The organism is Bacillota bacterium (genome assembly GCA_030705925.1).
GTDB lineage: Bacteria > Bacillota > Clostridia > Oscillospirales > Feifaniaceae > JAUZPM01.
Window position 1 is genome coordinate 1 of record JAUZPM010000040.1, and the last position, 19,277, is coordinate 19,277.

Annotated in this window: 21 protein-coding genes; 1 reads left to right on the forward strand and 20 read right to left on the reverse strand. The window is 37.6% G+C overall.

The genetic code is table 11. From position 1 onward, the window contains the following. From Q8865_07265 to Q8865_07300, 8 genes are all read right to left on the reverse strand, one after another. Positions 1 to 480 (reverse strand): ATP-binding cassette domain-containing protein (locus Q8865_07265; protein ID MDP4153216.1); only part of this gene is annotated, 480 nt, incomplete at its 3' end. A gap of 70 nt (positions 481 to 550) precedes the next feature. Next, complete coding sequence (locus Q8865_07270; GenBank protein MDP4153217.1) at positions 551 to 1,660, reverse strand: substrate-binding domain-containing protein; 1,110 nt, start codon at positions 1,658 to 1,660, stop codon at positions 551 to 553. A 50-nt stretch (positions 1,661 to 1,710) separates the two neighbouring features. After that, positions 1,711 to 3,234 (reverse strand): FGGY-family carbohydrate kinase, encoded by a 1,524-nt coding sequence (locus Q8865_07275; GenBank protein MDP4153218.1) that lies wholly within the window; start codon positions 3,232 to 3,234, stop codon positions 1,711 to 1,713. 55 nt (positions 3,235 to 3,289) lie between these two features. After that, positions 3,290 to 4,108, reverse strand: a complete 819-nt coding sequence (locus tag Q8865_07280) for a transketolase (GenBank protein ID MDP4153219.1) — start codon at positions 4,106 to 4,108, stop codon at positions 3,290 to 3,292. Positions 4,109 to 4,120: 12 nt separating this feature from the next. Continuing rightward, a complete protein-coding gene (locus Q8865_07285; protein MDP4153220.1) occupies positions 4,121 to 5,056 on the reverse strand; it encodes a transketolase C-terminal domain-containing protein in 936 nt (311 codons plus the stop codon). Between the two features lie 22 nt (positions 5,057 to 5,078). Continuing rightward, complete coding sequence (locus Q8865_07290) at positions 5,079 to 5,942, reverse strand: MurR/RpiR family transcriptional regulator (GenBank protein MDP4153221.1); 864 nt, start codon at positions 5,940 to 5,942, stop codon at positions 5,079 to 5,081. A 207-nt stretch (positions 5,943 to 6,149) separates the two neighbouring features. Continuing rightward, positions 6,150 to 7,145 carry a radical SAM protein gene (locus Q8865_07295; protein MDP4153222.1) on the reverse strand — a complete coding sequence of 332 codons (996 nt, stop codon included), beginning with the start codon at positions 7,143 to 7,145 and terminating at the stop codon, positions 6,150 to 6,152. Between the two features lie 112 nt (positions 7,146 to 7,257). Further along, positions 7,258 to 7,725, reverse strand: coding sequence for a YbaK/EbsC family protein (locus Q8865_07300; protein ID MDP4153223.1), 468 nt, complete (start codon positions 7,723 to 7,725; stop codon positions 7,258 to 7,260). A gap of 202 nt (positions 7,726 to 7,927) precedes the next feature. On the opposite strand from Q8865_07300, the gene Q8865_07305 reads away from it, so the two are divergent. Then, positions 7,928 to 8,518 (forward strand): hypothetical protein, encoded by a 591-nt coding sequence (locus tag Q8865_07305; GenBank protein ID MDP4153224.1) that lies wholly within the window; start codon positions 7,928 to 7,930, stop codon positions 8,516 to 8,518. Positions 8,519 to 8,631: 113 nt separating this feature from the next. Here the strand turns inward: Q8865_07305 and Q8865_07310 are convergent, their stop codons facing one another. From Q8865_07310 to Q8865_07365, 12 genes are all read right to left on the reverse strand, one after another. Next, positions 8,632 to 8,805: an alpha/beta-type small acid-soluble spore protein gene (locus Q8865_07310; protein ID MDP4153225.1), complete on the reverse strand. Its 174-nt coding sequence runs from the start codon at positions 8,803 to 8,805 to the stop codon at positions 8,632 to 8,634. Positions 8,806 to 8,918: 113 nt separating this feature from the next. Beyond that, entirely contained in the window at positions 8,919 to 9,434 is a 516-nt protein-coding gene (locus tag Q8865_07315; GenBank protein ID MDP4153226.1) for a L,D-transpeptidase family protein, read from the reverse strand. Between the two features lie 348 nt (positions 9,435 to 9,782). After that, a complete protein-coding gene (locus Q8865_07320) occupies positions 9,783 to 10,250 on the reverse strand; it encodes a chemotaxis protein CheX (protein MDP4153227.1) in 468 nt (155 codons plus the stop codon). A gap of 107 nt (positions 10,251 to 10,357) precedes the next feature. After that, complete coding sequence (locus Q8865_07325) at positions 10,358 to 10,798, reverse strand: threonine/serine exporter family protein (protein ID MDP4153228.1); 441 nt, start codon at positions 10,796 to 10,798, stop codon at positions 10,358 to 10,360. Positions 10,799 to 10,808: 10 nt separating this feature from the next. Further along, the gene (locus tag Q8865_07330) at positions 10,809 to 11,564 is read right to left on the reverse strand and encodes a threonine/serine exporter family protein (GenBank protein MDP4153229.1); all 756 of its coding nucleotides are present in this window, start codon (positions 11,562 to 11,564) and stop codon (positions 10,809 to 10,811) included. A gap of 168 nt (positions 11,565 to 11,732) precedes the next feature. Continuing rightward, entirely contained in the window at positions 11,733 to 12,260 is a 528-nt protein-coding gene (locus tag Q8865_07335; GenBank protein MDP4153230.1) for a CarD family transcriptional regulator, read from the reverse strand. A gap of 135 nt (positions 12,261 to 12,395) precedes the next feature. Continuing rightward, positions 12,396 to 12,524 carry a hypothetical protein gene (locus Q8865_07340; protein ID MDP4153231.1) on the reverse strand — a complete coding sequence of 43 codons (129 nt, stop codon included), beginning with the start codon at positions 12,522 to 12,524 and terminating at the stop codon, positions 12,396 to 12,398. Positions 12,525 to 12,809: 285 nt separating this feature from the next. Continuing rightward, positions 12,810 to 13,673, reverse strand: a complete 864-nt coding sequence (locus tag Q8865_07345; GenBank protein ID MDP4153232.1) for a MetQ/NlpA family ABC transporter substrate-binding protein — start codon at positions 13,671 to 13,673, stop codon at positions 12,810 to 12,812. Positions 13,674 to 13,695: 22 nt separating this feature from the next. After that, entirely contained in the window at positions 13,696 to 14,358 is a 663-nt protein-coding gene (locus Q8865_07350; GenBank protein MDP4153233.1) for a methionine ABC transporter permease, read from the reverse strand. Next, positions 14,336 to 15,349 carry an ATP-binding cassette domain-containing protein gene (locus Q8865_07355; GenBank protein MDP4153234.1) on the reverse strand — a complete coding sequence of 338 codons (1,014 nt, stop codon included), beginning with the start codon at positions 15,347 to 15,349 and terminating at the stop codon, positions 14,336 to 14,338. The genes Q8865_07350 and Q8865_07355 overlap by 23 nt, the downstream gene beginning before the upstream one ends. A 125-nt stretch (positions 15,350 to 15,474) precedes the next feature. Further along, a complete protein-coding gene (locus tag Q8865_07360; GenBank protein MDP4153235.1) occupies positions 15,475 to 16,764 on the reverse strand; it encodes an O-acetylhomoserine aminocarboxypropyltransferase/cysteine synthase in 1,290 nt (429 codons plus the stop codon). Positions 16,765 to 17,307: 543 nt separating this feature from the next. Beyond that, a partial coding sequence (locus Q8865_07365) for an S-layer homology domain-containing protein (protein ID MDP4153236.1) occupies positions 17,308 to 19,277 on the reverse strand: 1,970 nt, incomplete at its 5' end.

Sequence of the window (19,277 nt, forward strand, 5' to 3'; positions counted from 1 at the left end):
ACCTGTCGCAAGGACACGCGCAACCTGTATTAACTGCTGCTGAGCCACGCTAAGTGTATTTACTATTTTACGTGGATTAATACTAATTCCTATTGTCTGAATTATTTTTACTGATTCTTCGTTAGTTTTCTTCCAATTAATAAAGCCTAGTTTATTTCTTATCTCGTTTCCTAGGAAAATATTTTCAGCAGCACTGACAAAAGGGTTTAAATTCAGTTCTTGCGGCACCATGCCTATGCCAAGTGCGATTGCTTGCGATGGTGAAATAATGGAAACAACGTTTCCATCAACTTTAATTTCACCTTCGTCAGCCTTATAGATACCCATAAGGACGTTCATAAGCGTGCTTTTTCCAGCTCCGTTTTCACCGATTAGCCCATGAATTTCGCCTGGCTTTACACTGATGCTAACGTTATTTAGAGCTCTTACACCTGCAAATAATTTCGTAATATTATTCATTTCCAGTATAAACTCTGACATTGAAACTAACCTCCAATTGCGGTTGGCTTGGTATATTACCAAGCCAACCGCTGCGTTTACAGGTGATTATTTATTTCGTTGTTCCGCCAGTTGTTCCGCCAGTTGTTCCGCCAGTTGTATTTCCGGTTGTTCCTCCGGTGGTGCCGCCAGTTGTTCCTGTTGATCCGCTAGTAGTGATATATTGATCTACGTTATCTTTCGTTACAAAGTTAGCTGGTATTTCGTCAACAACAACCTTAGGAGGCTGACCATCAGCAATTGCCAACATATTATAAACACTGTTATAACCATAGGTTGGAACCGCTTGTTTTAATGTGCAAAGAATTGTTCCATCTTTAACATACTGCATTGCTTCCTGATCTTCAGCCATGCCAACAATTTGAATCTTACCGGCTTTTTTGGCATCCTTTACAGCTCTTGCAGCGCCGATCGGGCTAGCTGCATTGCATGCAAATATGCCTTTTAAGTTCGGATAAGCGGTTAGATAACTCTCAGTTACAGATATAGCATTTTCTATGGAGTCGTTATCAGCTTGTGAATCAACAACTTTCATATTTGGATATTTTGCAATTTCGTCTCTGAAACCTTTCACACGTTCCTGATGGTTAATAGCGCTAAGCGTGCCTGCCAATACTGCAACTTCACCTGTCTCACCAAGCTGCTTTGCTAAAATATCCGCCATTTTTGCACCGTCTTCATAGTTCTTCGAATGTCCGCAGTAATACTTTCTTTTAGAATCTTTAGCATCACAGTCGAATGTAGAAACATTGATTCCCTGATTTACAAGGTCATTGATTACTGTTGTAGTTGCCGCTGCGTCTATTACCGCAACAGAAATCCCGTCAGGCTTTTTAGCTGCAGCAGCTTCGATCTTATTAATCTGGTCAGTAACAACCGCATCAGCAGGAGCATCCCATGTATAGTTTACAGTGATACCCTGTTGTTTCAATTCGGCAACTGCCTTATCAATTCCTACTTTAACATCCTCATACCATGGATGAACCAGTTTTGGTATGAAAACAAGATTATACGTTGTTTTCTTGTATTTGGTCGTAGTAGTGCCGGAGGTATTGTTGTTGGAAGGCGGATTTGTTGTCTTTTTTGTTGTACATCCAAAATTCATTGTTGCTAAAATTGTAACAGTCAACAGTATTGCTGTCATTCTCAAAAACTTCTTCATAATTTTCCTCCCTAAAATAATTTATTTAATTTTGCTTTGCAAAATCAAATTTAATAGGATAATGACAATTCTTTTAGCGCTCTCATATCGTTTTTTAGCTTAGGGTATAAATCCTTGTAAACCTCAAAATACCTTTGATATTTTTCGTAATTACCAATATTGGGTTCAACCGGTGCGTTAAATCCTATCCAATTCTTGATTTCACAGAAATCCTTCAAAAGTCCAGTCCCTATTCCGGCAAGGAAAGCATCTCCAAGAGGAGCTTCAATCGCCTTTTGCGGCGAATAAACCGGAAGGCCTGTAACATCTGCAAAGATCGACTTCCATAAATCTGACTTTGCTCCGCCACCAACTAAAACTATTCTCTCTACATCTACTCCTTCAGTCATAGTATCAATAATATGCTTTAATGAGTATGCAGTTGATTCTAGTATAGCTTTAAAAATATGAGCTTTTGTGTGACGAAGTGAAAGTCCCAAAATCATTCCGGATGCATTTACGTCCCAAATAGGAGTCCTCTCCCCCATAAAATACGGCAATACAATTAATCCGTCAGAACCTGCCGGTATTCCTTGATCAATAATCTCTTTTTCAATTTGTGAATAGGTATCAGCAGACTCATTTTGAAGAAAATTGTTTAAAAACCATCTGGGAAGAGCACCCGCGGTAGACGCCCCGCCATAGGTATAACTAAGCCTTGTCGGTTCTATGCAATATGGCATAGAAATAAGATTTGGATTTGATGGCATCCTTGAATGGATAAATCCCCAGTTTAGAGATGTGCCCAGTATTGCAGCGTTATCGCCCTCTTTTACTGCAGCGGTGCTAAGCATCGCAGCAATACAATCTACCGTTCCCGCACAGACCGGAATCCCCTCTAAAAGTCCCATTTGCTTTGAAAACTCTGCATTTAACCCACCAACGATGTCACTGGGAGTAAAGAATTGTTTTGGCAGAATATCCGCACCAATATTTAGTTTACCCAACATCAAGTCGGACCAACCATGTTTTTCATAGTCGTAAATTCCGCCCACATTTCCAGCTGAACAATAGTCGACAGACAATTTGCCTGTCAATTTATACACAATATAACTATGGATAGGCAGGATCATCCTTATCTTTTTCCATAAATCCGGTTCATTTTGCTGAACCCATAGTAACTTGGTATATCCATAGTATGAATCAATCCCATTTTTTGATACATCAAATATTACATTTTTTCCTATTTGATTTGAGATCCATTTGCTTTCCTCCTCAGCTCTCCTATCCATCCAAATAATTGTTGGCCTAACAGGCTGCATCTTATCATTGCATAACACGCCTGTTCCGCCATAGAGAGCACTGATGCAAATCCCGGCAATACATTCTGGTGTAACTTGAGCGGCAACTTCGGTTATAGTTTTTAACGCAGCGTTAAGCCAAACATCAGGCCATTGTTCGGCCCATTGATTTTTGAGTGTTATTATTCCATAGCTGCAGGATGCATGAGCTAAAATGTTTCCGCCCACATCCATCGCAACAGTTTTAGTTCCGGATGTTCCTATATCACATCCAATTAATAATTTATCCCTCATATAGCACTCCAACCGCAACCCGTGCAAAAAATTTATTTTGATGAAAATTCAAATACTAGGAAAGTTCTTCAAGCCCTTTTATATACTCTTTATTTGACGGCGTTTTGCCGTGCCAAACTACTACATCTTCTGTGAATGAAAGTCCTTTTCCTTTAACGGTATGCTGAATAATTACAGACGGTTTATCTTTGCAGGCCTTAGCCTTATCTACAGCGTCGAAGATTTCATTGAAGTTATTTCCATCAATCTCCTGAACATACCAGCCAAAGGCATTCCACTTATCTGCGATATTACCTAAATCTTTAACATTAACTGTCTTTCCGTCATTTTGCAAACCATTTTTATCAACAAAAGCAATCAAGTTATCTAAATGATAATGTGCAGCAGTAGCTGCAGCCTCCCATATCTGACCTTCATCGATCTCGCCGTCACCCATCATACAATAAACATTAAATTCAATTCCTTGAGCTTTTCCTCCTAAAGCCATGCCGTTTGCCGCAGAGAGTCCAATGCCGAGCGACCCGCTGGTCATATCAATACCAGGAGTCTTTTTCATATCAGGGTGGCCCTGTAATTTTGAATCAATCTTTCTGAAAGAATCTCTCAGCCATTCTTTCGGGAAAAAACCTGCTTCCGCGAGAACCGCATAAAGCGCAGGAGCAGTATGACCTTTAGACAAAACGAAACGGTCTCTATCTGGAACCTTAGGATTTTGGGGATCATATTTCATTACATCAAAATATAATGCAACAAGTGTTTCGATAATAGAAAAGGAACCTCCGATATGTCCAGACTGAGCGTTATATACCATTTCCCAAATTTCTTTTCTAAGCCCTTTAGCTTTATTTTCTAGATATTTAATATCTCTTGACACTTAAGAGTCCTCCTATACCTTACGGTTTATAGCTTTTAAAGAAGCTTCTACAATATTTTTATGGGTAAGTCCGTATTTCTTGTATAACTCATCCTGATCCCCTGATTCGCCAAAATGATCATTTACACCTATAAACTCCATTGGTACAGGATAATTTTTAACTAAAGTCTCTGCTATTGCACTGCCCAGTCCGCCTATAACGGAATGATCTTCTGCGCTAACAACAGCTCCTGTTATTCTAGCGCTTGAAATAATAGTATTTTCATCTAAAGGTTTAACAGAATATGCATTTATTACAGAAGCACTTACTCCCATATTCTTAAGTTCATCCGCCGCTTTTAGAGCCTGCTCAACCATAAGTCCGCATGCAACGATAGTGACATCCATTCCTTCAGTTAAAGTATCAGAACCACCTGGAACAATACTCTTAGGTTCACTATAAATATCCTCAGCCAAATCACGCCCAAGTCTTAAATATGCGGGTCCTTCATGCAAAATCATTGAATCTATTGCGCTTTCAGTTTGACTAACATCAGCTGCAACGAATACTTTAAAATTAGGCAACACTCTCATTACTGCAATATCCTCTAATGCTTGATGTGTCGCTCCGTCCTTACCGACACACAAGCCTGCATGTGTTGCTATTATCTTTACATTTAAGTTTGGATAAGCGATTGCCTGCCTTATCTGTTCAAACGGTTTCTCAGTTACAAACATAGAAAAACCAACAACAATAGGAATCAATCCTGTTGTACTCATTCCAGCTGCTGTTGCAAGCATGTCTGCTTCACTTATGCCAAGACTGAACATTCGATCAGGATAACTCTCGCCAAATTTAGTCAGACATAATGCACGCGCTGAATCTGCATTTAGAACAACCACTTGGGGATTATCTTTAGCATTTTTCATTATTGCATCTATTAATATAGTTCTAAATGACCTTCTCATATATTATTAAGACCTCTATTCATCATAATTTGTTTAATTCCATTGCAGCGGTGCTTTCTCTAATTTTTTTAGCTGAAATAGTTTTTGTTTTTTCAAGAACCATTAAATACAGTGCCTCCAGAATAGCCTGTTCAGCTATGCGCCGCGCAATTATTTCTTTACCTATTGTGATATCTGCTGTTGCAGTAAAAAGCTGAATATCACAATATTTTGCAAGTTCCGATTTGCCAACTTTGGTAATGCATATAGTGGTTGCTCCTTTTTTCTTTGCTATTTTCATAGCGTTGATAACATTTCTGGTATTTCCAGTATGGGAAACTGAAATCGCAACATCACCAGGCATAAGATTGCAAGCATTGATTATTTGCATATCAGGATCGGCATCAGCATAACAAATATACCCTAGTCTTCTTAGTTTAAATTCTGCATAGCTGCAAGGCATCATTGCATCACCGAGAGCAAAAAAACAAATATGTTTAGCATCTAAAATTGCTGCAAGAGCTTTTTCATAATCATCCGTGACCAGTTCAAAAGTCTCTTTTAATATTTGTATGTTTATTTCAAAGATACTATTAATTACAGAAGTAATACCCTGCTCAGGTTTTACGTCTATAACTGTGTTTGGTTGGTCATTATCACTTTCCAACTGCATAGACAAGTTTAATTTTAGTTCGGCATAACCGCTTGTACCAATTTTTTTGCAAAGTCTTATTATACTTGGCTGACTACTTCCAGATTTCTCTGCATATTCATTTAAAGCTAACCCTACAACTTCTTCAGGATTGTTTAACAAATAATCTGCCGCTTTTTTTTCCGATCTAGTAAGCGAAGAAAATAAAAACTTAACCATAGGAATTATTTTATTTTTTACTTGAATGTCATCCATTATTAATAGCCACCTTAATTTTTTCTCCAACTTTTCTATTTTCTTTTGGAGCCAAAGTTATTATACATAAATAGTATATTAAATTCAATATACAAATTTCATATATTATTTATCTATTTGTTATGCATAATTGACAACTACGCCTTCTGTTTCTGTCGTTTTTTCTCCATTAAAATAGAACTGTGTTGAAGAAAGTCGATATATCTGTTATACAATATACAAAATTTTTGATTCTCCGAACCTATAGCCTATCTCACGTCTAAAAAACTCTTCGCCTTGAAGACGCATTCGTTCATTATACCAATATTTGCCCCGTCCCCTTCCAGTCATCTGGTCTTTGCTGTATAAATCTATCGCTCCAGGAAAAGCCTCATTATTAATAGCCCTATGAACATAACTGTAAGTCATAAAAATAATTTCAATAAACATTTTCTTTTTAACTATCTGAGAAAGCTGAGAATCTAGAATATTTAACAGTTCTATATATAAATCCTCCCAGTTTTCGAGAAAAATTACAGGAGCAATTAGAAGGCCAACAGGATAACCGGCATCCCCCAATTTGTTCAAAGCCGATATTCTTTTATCCAGAGGTGATGTTCCGAATTCAACTTTCGTTATAATCTCCTGCGGATTTACACTCATACGTATAATAGTTCTTTCATGATGGTCGAGCGAAAGCAGAGGGTCTACAAATTCGAATTTCGTTGGAAATGTAAGAAACCCCTTTTCGTGTTTTGCATAATTCTCTATAGTCCACGGAAGATTTTCTGTTATTGTATTCTCCAAAACCAAGTCACTGTTGCTTCCAATTTCAAATGTCAAATCTCGGGTTGATTCGTTTGCAGTTTTTATAATTTTTTGAAGCATTTCTTCCCGGTTTACAAAGAGCCTTAAATATGAGCATTTATTATAATTACACACAAGATAGCAATAGAGGCAAGATGCGCTGCATCCTGAAGATGTATATGGAACTAAAAAATCTGATACTTTATGGTTGGGAACATATTTGTGCGTCTTTCGAACTCCAATTATCAAAAAGCGTTTCATTCTTGGAAAATTTATATTGGGTTGAGACTGCAATTCTGGTATTTTATTATGATTCTCGATTGCTGTCCAGTTTACATTTGAAAAACGTTGCCTAAGATTTTTTCCCAACGCATAATTTAAAGCAGCTGGCTCGTAGAATATCTGTTCAGGGTTCAAAAAATCGCCTCCTAAAGTTAGTATTTCTTTAGCTTCTTTTTTTATGCTTATATAAAAAAGAAGACGGGACCCAAACCCATCTTCAATGAAAATATATTATATTTTGTTCTATTTAACTCATTTTACAAACATTTACCCAAGATTTGCTGTTTGAAAACTTCTCTAAGTCTTCAAGTGACAGTTCAATCACACTGTTGCTGCTGCCGCAGGCAGGGTAAACTTTGTTAAATCTTTTTAAAGATATATCCAGGTAAACATCTATACCTTTATTTATGCCAAAAGGACAAACCCCTCCTACCGCATGCCCTATTAACGGTTCAACTTCAAAAGCAGATAGCATCCTTGCCTTTTCATGAAACTGAGCCTTATACTTTGCATTATCAATTTTTGTATCACCGGCAGTCACAATCAACAGAGCTTTATCAGATAATTTGAAAGACAACGTTTTAGCAATGCGCCCCTGCTTGCAGCCTATTGCACTAGCAGCTAATTCTACTGTTGCACATGACTCTTCAAACTCCTTTATTTCATTATCCATGTCCAACTTTTTAAAAAATTCCCTAACCTTTTCAATCGCCATTTTCTTACTTCCTATATATAAAGAATTATAATCTTTTTGAATTTAATCAAAATAAAAAATATTTTACCATAAATCAACATAAACTTCAAACTTATATCGATTTTTTGTGTTAACACTTATTATACAATATTTCTTTATGGTACAAAACAAGCTACCTCAGAATAATATGAAATAAACATGTATAGGAGATGAAATAACGTTCATGACAAATCCATTTGATGCTCAAAGTAAAGAGACATATGACGCACAACTCAACGATTATCCGCTTTACCCGGAGCAATATTCACCATATCAATATGAAGAAACAATTGCGCCGATGATAAGGCCAAACGATCCTCCTCCGCTTCTAAGCAACAATCCAGCGTCAGCGTCAATATCGCTATTTAAAGAATTGACAGCCTATGCAAACTATGGCAATCCAAGCAGGAATGCAGATATATTATACACCGGAAACCAGGGAACATGGACATTTGATTTGCCGGCATTTTTATTTGTACCAGGCAATCTTAGGGCCAGAATAATTATACGTTCAGTCCTTGATGACCATTATACTGTACCCGTAACCAATTACTCAGCCAGAATAACTATTAATGGTATTGTCGTACATAACGGTCGAGTGCCTCTTGAGCACGGAACACCCGCACGCAGTATCTTCACGAATTGGCGTGATCTGCCTTTTAATATTACAAATTTAAGGCGAAATAATAGGATTACGATTCAAAATACATCTTCAGCCGGTGTGAATGACTGGATAGCTTTTGACTGGATGGAAATAAGGTTTCTCCCAAGATAAATAGAATCAAACATCTAACAATAAAAAAATCGATATCCGGCTTTCATTTACTGAAAAACCGGATATCGATAAATAGTTATTACTCAATTTCAGTCGGAATTAAAACAATCTCGCTACTTGCTGTCTGTATATCTTTCTGCAATTTCAATAGCTTTTTTAACCATATTACCACAGTCTCTTGACGAAACATCGCCCCAACCGTTTGTCTTAACAATATCATATACACCAAGTTCTTCAGCTATTTCACTTTTTAATTTATCAGACATTATACTTTTGCGCCTACTCATTTAAATTCCTCCTTATAGTTCAAAAGTGAACCATAAATATTTTGCCCATTATTGAACCTTAAATTTTTATTGAGCAAATATGAAATTGTTTATTTATTGGAAAATGATAAAAATCATTCAAATTCTTGAAGGCCCATTGCATGGTAATCATCTTTAGTAATTGTATATTTTATCCTAAGCCCTTTTTCCTTTTGAAATTTGTATAAAGACTGTTTTAAATTATCTTCATAGATTCCCGTATTTTTACCTTTAAAATAGCCAAGCTCTTTAAGCCTCTGCTGCACTGCAAGGACATCTGCTCCCCTGTCACCGGGTCTCAGTTCCCTAAACCCTGTTCCGAATGGGCCGTAAGATCCATCCTCAATGATTACTGGTGTGCCTATTGAAACTAAATTATATAATTCTTTTATATCTTTATTTAACATTCTAATGCATCCGTGGCTTGCAGCGCTGCCAATCGATCCCTCTTGAGTTGTACCATGTATTCCATATTTACCCCAAATAACATTTAGTCCAAGCCATCTCCCTCCGAAGCCTTCACCCCAATCACTTTTTTCAACTATTTGCCATTGTCCTATCGGAGATGGCCAACCAGGTCTTCCTGATGCGATTGGATATTTTTTATACATCTATTGTTCTGAAATAAATATAATCTTTTATCTTCAATATTTACAAGAATTAAACTGCTTGTATTATTTTTTGCTGCAAATATAATATTTATTGAGCTAGGCAAGCTAAACAATATAAAAACACTTATTATTACTAGTATAATTAAAGAAATGAATATAAAAAATTTTTTTTGGATGTATATAAGCCGCATCTTCCATCTCCCCTATAAAATAAAATATATGAGTGTATATTTTTTTATAGAATATTTATAAAAGAAGAGGCTACAATGAATTTATTAAAATAATTTTCCCGATATTAAAAAAAGTACGATCTAAAAGTCGTACTTTTTAAAAATTATGATTAATTTTCTATTCTGTTTTATAGGAAATATTTAATTCAAATATATTATTATTTTCAAAAACAAATGGAATACTGATTATTCTTGCTTTTTCAACATGATATTGAATATTTTGTCCCGTAAGAATAGTTGGAGGCGTAATATCGATCTCAATACCCATTTCCGAAAGCTTTGTAGCTGCATTCCCCATCATCATGTTACACAATTCGCATACTGCGCTTTCTGACATCATATCCATTTCTTTTATTTCCTGTTCCATCAACATAATGGCCGCTATTTTATAAGCAAGGTCATAGGTCATATTTACAACGACATTACCGCGAAGTTTTCCGGTTATACCAATTAATATTACAACATCTTTGCAGTTACATGGTTGATCCTTTAGAACAATATCATCTGTTTTAAATGTTAAACCAGTTATATCTTTTATAATTGACGACGCCGATTTGACAAAACACTCCGTTAGAACTTTATCCATATTTACCCCTCAAATCCTATTATCTATATTATAATATTGTAATACTTATTTCTTATTATGTCGATAACAATCGGTTTATGTTTTTGATAAATTGTATCAATATATAACTACAGCGTTCTAGTTCTTGCAATTTTCACTAATCTTACAAGGGATGAGACTAAAAGTATAGCCACAGATAATGCACCAGCAATCCCAAGCGTATGTAACCCGGATTCAAGAAATGCCAAAGTATCGCCTTTTAAACAATGCTGCATCGTGTTATAAATCCCCCCACCAGGAACGAGCGGTAAAAGTGCTACAAGAAGTATTGTTGTAACAGGCGTTTTAAGAATTCTTGCCATTACTTCCGCATAAATTGATATGATAATTGTAGCTATAAAATATTGCAATATATCATTGTTTAAAAATCCTGTACTAATATACACAAACCATGCAAGCATGCCACCCAAAGATGCAAATAGAACATGCCATGGTTTATGAATGTTGAACGCAAAACAAAAACCTATGCATGCAAGCAATGCATAAATACATTGTAAAAAAATATGCATTAGTATAACCTCAGATCAAATAAAATATAGACAGCGCAAAACCTGTCCCTAGTGCAATTGCTGTTGCAATCAAAAACGATTCGGTGAATTTTGCAAGTCCGGACATCAAGTCTCCGGCCATAATATCCCTCATAAAATTCGTAATCGCAACCCCCGGAACCAGATTCATCAAGGAGCCTATCAGGATAATATCAATTGAGTTGCCGAGCCCAAGTCCTGTTAAAATTATAGCTGCTGCCGTAGAAACCGTACTAGACACAATATTTGTAAAGAAAATATTCATGTGGAACCGGTTGATGCTGATATATGAATATTTGATAAGTGCACTGCTAAGAGCACTACAAAGAGCATCTCTTATATCACCGCCAAATAAAAGCGTAAAAGATAGCCCTATCAGTGTGCCGGCTAAAATCTGAAGAAAAAGATTATAGACTTTTTTATTTTCAATTGTGGTAATTTGTTTTTGCATTTCATTATAATCCATTTTTTCAAGCGCAATTTTTCTGCATAGCTGGTTGTATAAATCTACTTTTTCCAAATTAACGTCAATTGAATATATACGCTTAGATTTTGTGTGAACCTGCCCATCTGTCGTATTTATAGTAGTTATTATAAACGATGGGATGGCAAAAACTTCAACTGAATCAATTCCATATGCTTTAATGATTCGCTTTATAGATTCTTCAACACGGTATACTTCCCCGCCATTGCAAAGTATTCCTTCCCCAATTTGCAATGCACTTTCTAATAGCTGATCATATTCCATTCAATTTTTTCCTTAAAAATATTAATTAATGCAGTAATAAATATACCAAATGATAACTTAAGTGTCAATTCAATCATTTCTTCTAAAAACAAAAATCCTGTAATATTTACAGGATTTTGCTGCAAGATAGACGAACTCTGCTTACTGTTTATTCATTATTATCCTTTTCTAGTTTTTGTCGTCTTTTTTTATGACTGTTTGAACTCTCGCTTCAATATATTTCGGCACTTTATCAATAGAAATATTAAGCGCGGCAGATAATTCGCCGTACAATAACTCTTCTGCCCGTTTCATGAATCTCTCGTCAATCTGCCCAAGTTTGCGCTTTTGCTGCACCATTAGTTGTCTTTTGTCATATATCGACATTACAAGTTCAATTAAATCGGCACAGTCATAATTTTTTATATAAGTTTCGTAATGCTCGGACAACTGTGTAAAATTCTTGTTGTGATATATTTCAGCCTGAATTGTTGGAATCATATCAATAAGATGCTCTGCTTCTTCTGCCGAAATAATCTGCCTCATAAATACTTTTGTATTATTAACGGGAGTATATATAACACATTCCTGATATAGCGGCTTAAGAACATAATAAAGCTGTTCCTTATTAATATCGTGAATTTCCGGCGTCGTTATATTCACAATCTTACACACGCCTGAATTACCATATACAATTAAATCCCCCACCTGATACATTATATTACCTCCGTATTATTAATCATTATTTGCCCAGGGGCGTAACCCGCCGTAATATTTTTGCAATATGTTCTTGAGTCGCTTCATCCAGAAAACACAAACTTTTTTGTGCTTTTGCCTGGGTTGTTAATCTTTTTAATGAGTACAGCTTGCGCCCAAGCAAACTGTAACGTTAAGCCATTTGCAGTTGCCATTTTCAAGAAGTCCTTCACAATCAGGCAATTTTAATAATTCTGTGTTTGCATAACGATTAATCGTTGCCATAAAACCACCTTATACCAAATATTTTTAACAGTGGCTTCCTTTAGAAACAAAACGTGTAGCTTTGACAACTGGACTTACGTTTATCAAAACTACACGTTGCATATTCATTTTATCATTTTTTTAAAACAAAATGTAAGCAGAAAGTTTCAATTTTTTTAATTTACCTAATAGCTCTAGTTTAATTTAGGTTATAAACATGAAGAAGTGCGTTTCCGCTATAGAAACGCACTTCTTCATGTTTATGCAATGAATACCAGATTTATATTAAAGTATTAATATGTATTATCAGAATATCGGAACTACAGCCCCATTGTACTTGCTGTTTATAAATTCTTTTACTTTATCACTGAGCAGTGCTTCTTTCAATGCTTGAATAGCAGGATTATTTTCATTGCCCTGTTTCACAACAAGAATATTTGCATATGTTTTCGCCGCGTCCGAATTTTTATCTTCTACTACCAGGGCATCGCTCACTTTAAGCCCTGCTTCTATCGCGTAGTTGCCGTTGATGACAGCAAGTTCCACATCAGAGAGTGAACGAGCAAGTTGAGCTGCTTCAATTTCTTTTATTTTCAGCTTTTTAGGGTTGGATTCAATATCCAGAACAGTTGCGGTAAAACCGACATTTGCCTTTAACTTGATGAGTCCCTGTGCCTCCAAAAGTTTCAAGGCTCTTGCTTCGTTTGTCCCGTCATTTGGAATCGCAATTGTTCCACCATCGGGAACATCTGCAAGCGCCTTAGTTTTACCAGCATAGATGCCAAATGGCTCATAATGGACAGCAGCTACTGATACGAGATGTGTGCCGTGCTTTTGATTGAAGTCTGTCAGGTATGGCTGATGCTGAAAATAATTTGCATCAAGCTCTCCGCTTTCAGTCGCGGTGTTGGGGATGACATAGTCGTTGTATTTTACTATTTCAAGATTATACCCTTTTTCTGCAAGAGCATCTTTCACGGCTTCCAGAATCTCAGCATGCGGAGTTACACTTGCACCGACTTTAATCGTCTTCTTCTCAGTATTTACAGCAGTGCTGGGTGTATTTCCTGCATTAGTTGTCGTATTTGCTGTACTTTTTGAATTTGAGCAGCCTGTAAATGCTGTAACTGCCAGTACAGATGAAAGAAAAACTGCGATAAGTTTTTTCATTTTTAAATCTCCTCTGTTAAAATTATTTGATACGTTTGTCAGTAAGTTTAGCAATTTTCAAGCCAAGCTCCTGAAAGATCTGAACTATGATAACTAGCAGCAAAACTGTTATTAACATGACGTTATTTTGATAACGGTAATATCCATAATTTATTGCAATTGCGCCCAATCCGCCGCCCCCGACAAAACCTGCCATTGCGGAATATCCGAGAATCGTTGTAAATGCTATCGCGCAGCCAATGATCAAAGACGGCTTTGCCTCAGAAATAAGCACTTTATATATAATCTGAAGAGGAGAGCTCCCCATCGATTGAGCAGCTTCAATCACTCCGCAGTCCACTTCTTTCAGCGATGACTCAACCATTCTTGCAATGAATGGGGCGGCCGAAATTACAAGTGGAACAATTGTTGCTGTTGAGCCAATCGTGGTCCCTACAACTGCCCTTGTAAACGGAAGGATCGCAACCAGTAAAATTATAAAGGGAACGGATCTTAAAAAATTTACAATGAATCCAAGCACCTGGTTAACTGTTTTATTTTGCAAGATCCCACCATCAGCTGTGATATACAGTATGATACCGACAGGAATTCCAAGTATGTAAGATAGAAAGGTCGAAACAATGACCATGTACAGTGATTCAAGGATACCTTTAAATAATAAATTAATTATTTCCGGCGAGAGCATTCAGCTGTTCCTCCTTGTACTGGACTTTCCTTTCATCTAAAAAGCTGAAAATTCTTGCCGTAGATGACTCATCCTCAGGCAGCTGTAAAACCATTTGCCCATACGCTCTACCGCTTATATTCTTTGTATCGGCAGCTAAAATGTTAACTGCGGTGCGACACTCAAGTGCCATGTTTGATATGATCGGTTCGAATGCAGAGTTACCGTCAAATATGATACGAAGACATCGTTTTCCGGTAAAACGCTCTACCGCTTCGCCTTTCGGCAGTATCAGTTCACGCGCAATAGCAGATTGCGGTCGCAAAAACACATCCCTAACGTCGCCAATTTCAACAATTTTACTTTGGTCTATGACTGCAACGCGGCTGCAAATCTGTTCAATAACCTTCATCTCATGTGTAATAATTATGATGGTTACGCCCATTTTTTCATTGATGCTTTTTAGCAGTTCCAGTATGGATCTTGTAGAGTTAGGGTCCAGCGCACTCGTAGCCTCATCACAGAGCAGGACCTTTGGATTAGTTGCAAGCGCACGAGCTATCGCTACCCGCTGTTTTTGGCCACCTGACAGCTGTGCGGGATAAGCATTCGCTTTGTCATTAAGGCTAACAATTTGAAGCAGTTCAAGAGCCCTTTTCTTTGCTTCCGTCTTGGAGACGCCTGCAATTTCAAGAGGAAAACATATATTTTTCAATGCAGTACGTTGTGATAACAGATTAAATCCCTGGAATATCATGCCCATAGATTGCCTAACCTTGAGAAGTTGTTTTGGACTTAAAGCGCCAAGTTCTTTCCCGTCAAAAACTACTTTCCCCCTTGTTGGTTTTTCAAGATAATTTATACATCGAACTAACGTGCTTTTTCCTGCGCCGCTCAGACCGATAATCCCGAATATCTCGCCCTGCTCGATCTCAAGATTTATATCCTTGATCGCATCAAAATCTGCCCCATTATTAGAATATGTCTTACTGATGTGTTCAAGTTTTATCACACGGCCACCTCCGACTCATTAAACTTCTCTGTTATTAGTAATATTATCGAATCTTATACTTGTTGTATATGCAAATAGTAGTATATATAGTCTTATTTGCTTCAAAATGTCTCTGATCCGCTAAATTACTTTGCAACAGATTTAAAAGCTTGATCCAAATCTTCAATTATATCATCAATATGTTCTGTACCGATTGATAGGCGAATAGTATTTGGGCTAATTCCCTGATCCAGCAATTCTTCCTCCGAAAGCTGTGAATGGGTTGTGGAAGCAGGATGGATAACCAGACTTTTTACGTCTGCAACATTCGCAAGCAAGGAGAATATTTCAAGATGATCTATGAAATTCTTTGCTGTTTCAGCATCGCCTTTAATATTAAAGGTAAAGATAGAACCGCCGCCGTTCGGGAAGTATTTGTCATATAGTTCTTTATATTCACTTTCGGGCAGAGATGGATGATTAACTTTTTCAACTTGCGGATGTTTTGACAGATAGTCTACAACCTTCAAGGCATTCTCAACATGACGCTCTACGCGAAGGGACAAGGTTTCAAGCCCCTGTAGGAATAGGAATGCATGCAGAGGAGCAAGAGTCGCACCAGTATCGCGAAGCAGGATCGCGCGTATTTTGGTTACAAATGCGGCAGGTCCTACAACTTTTGTAAAGCTGACGCCATGATAACTCGGGTTTGGCTCGGTAAGTGATGCAAATTTACCGCTGGCTTCCCAGTTAAAATTGCCACTGTCAACGATTACGCCGCCAATAGCAGTTCCATGCCCGCCTATAAATTTAGTTGCGGAATGTACGACAATGTCTGCGCCATATTCGATTGGGCGAACGAGATACGGAGTTGCAAAGGTGTTATCAACCACCAGTGGAATTTTATGAGCGTGAGCTATAGCCGCTGCTTTCTCTATATCAATTATATTTGAGTTGGGGTTCCCTAGTGTTTCAATAAAGATTCCCTTTGTGTTGTCCTGGATTGCCGCTTCAAATGAGCCCTCTATATCAGGATCAACGAATGTCGTCGAAATACCATATTGCGGCAGTGTATGGGCAAGCAAATTATAGGTACCGCCGTATATAGTTTTGGCAGCAACGATATGATCACCAGCCTGTGCAAGATTCTGAATGGTATAAGAAATAGCTGCAGCGCCGGAAGCCACGCCCAAAGCAGCGATACCGCCTTCAAGCGCTGCGACTCTCTGCTCAAAAACATCCTGTGTTGAATTTGTCAATCTGCCATATATATTACCTGGATCGGCAAGTCCAAACCGAGCAGCCGCGTGAGCTGAATTTCTGAATACATATGACGTTGTTTGATAAATCGGGACTGCGCGTGCGTCAGATGCGGAGTCTGGCTTTTCTTGACCGACATGGAGCTGTAACGTTTCAAATTTATATTTTTTATTCATGACAATACCTCTTTCAATTAATTATTATATATAAGACACCTTTGACAGCTTCACATTCGTTCGTTATAGAAGCAGCATCTTTTTAACTTTAAAATTGATTTCATTGAGTGATCCTCCTTGATTATTTAAAGAAAAAGCAGTCTAGATTTAGACTGCTTTTATCTCAAATATGTATGCAGTCGTTATCACCCAGACTGCTAAGTTCAATACCTTCAGCACAGAATGATATTTTTATTTATTTGAACAGTACACATGCGCATCAGACGCATTTTCATGTTGGTTACCATACGAGTCAAAACTGTTCATCTCCTTCATTCCATACAATTCCTATATGAATTGTTTAATATTATATACTAAGCAAAACCTAATGTCAATATTTTTTTTAAAATTTACCGTTTTTTCCATACAAATAATTGACTTTCTCTGAAATTATTTCATTAACTAACTAATTGATGCATATCAGGTTTTCTACTATCATTCTCCTTTAAAACAAAAAGATCTGCAGCTTTTTTGTTAAGCTGCAGATCTTTTTATTGTACATATTTAAATCAATTTAGATTTCTGGAGAAGTCTTCGAACCATCACTGCAACTTCTGCACGGGTCACATTGTTCCTCGGAACAATGTCGTTGCTTGACTCTCCTGAGACGATCCCAGTCTTGATGCAAACAGCAATATCTTTCTTTGCATAATCCGAAACTGCTATCCCGTCAGAATATGTTCCAAGAAGATTATTTATTTCACTATCGGTTATATCTGCATTCAGTCCGGTTATCTTCATTGCCCTTGCTATCATTGCCATCGCTTGTTCGCGTGTAATTTGGTCGTTAGGCCCGAACTCTGTTGCAGAATATCCGTTGATAATTTCGTATGCATAGGCAGTTTCTATATACCCGCGATACCAAGCTGTTTCACCGACATCGTTAAAGCCGCATTTACCCATTCCCGGAGCGAGACCGAGAGCCCTCACTACGATTGCAGCAAATTCTGCTCGTGTCATGTATCTATCAGGGTCGAAATTGTTGTTTCCAACACCGTCAATTACCATTCTAGAGCCCATATCGTTGACTGCGTCTTTCGCCCAGTGGTTGCTTACATCTGAAAACTCCATCGGATGCCAGACAACTGCGTACGTGCTATTTGTTAGACTATTGATTTTTGCATAGTAAACACCGTTAATCACAACAACCTGCGTTGGTACATGATATGTGATTCCATCAGGCTTTACTACAACTCCGGTTGTTATTTTATTGTGGTCCACACCTTCAGGTATAGTAATCATTCTTTCAACATACGAGTTGAAGCTGCTTACATTGACTGTTTTTCCATTATAAGAGCAGGAAATTGTGAAATCAACAGCAGGTACTTCAACCGTGTATCCACCATTGCTGGCTGCATCAGCGACCACCTTTGCAGTTGCTTCTGTTGGCTCGGCTATAGATACATTAACCTTTATATCCGATAGAGAAATATCTGTACCAAGCTGGTTTGAAACCGCATTGATATTAATTTCTGATGCCGGCAATGTATATTTTGCCGAATCGGTCTTTATTTCAAGCGTGGCATCTTTAGTCTCCATCGTTTTAACCATTTCACCTGTTAATACACCCGATGCTACGTTAGCACCATTAGTAACAGGGATAGTTACTGTAGCCCCGGTATCCTGACTGTCGAGAATTTTTCCGAGTTTTTCTGTATCCACAGTCACAGTTGTTACTACCTGACCACTCGATTCTGTTTTTGTCTCTGAATTACCTGCATTATTAAATTGTCCGTTGACCATTATATTTGATTCAGAACCTAAAGATTCGGAGTCTTTTGATCCTGGGTTTGCTGATCCTGGGTTTGATCCTGGAGTTGCGGGCGGATATTGTCCTGAATAAGTGAAGGTAACTGTAACGGATACACTTTGAGAGGTTGTCAAGTTTCCGTCTGATGCGGTAACAATAATTTCATAGACATTGTTTTTATCACTGTCTGCAGGATTGGAATAGTGTGGAGTATTCTTAAAAGTCACCACGCCAGTACCACTGTCAATATTAAATAATCCGGCGTCAGCTCCGCTAATGCCCCATATAAGTGTATCGTCTGTATCTTGGTCAATGCCGGTTGCTGTATATACTGTATTTGTTCCATTTTCCGAATAGCTTACTGTCGTCCCTGATGTAATTTTCGGTGCTTCATTTACGTTTGTCACAGTTATTGCAACATCCTTCGATGCTTTAAGCCCTCCGGCGTCCGTCATAGCTACTGTGATGTTGTAAATATTGTCTGCCCCGCTGTCAGTCGGTGTCTCATAATCGGGTGCACTCTTGAAGGTTACTGCTCCTGTGTTGCTGTCGATATTGAAGAGCGCCGCATCGGTTCCGCTTATGCTCCATGTCAGCGTATCGTTCTTATCTGGGTCGGTTCCATTAGAAGCATACGCAGTTTCTATACTATTCTCTGCGAAATTGGCTGCATCACTTGATGTAATACTTGGTATTTCATTCACATTTGTTACAGTTATAGCAA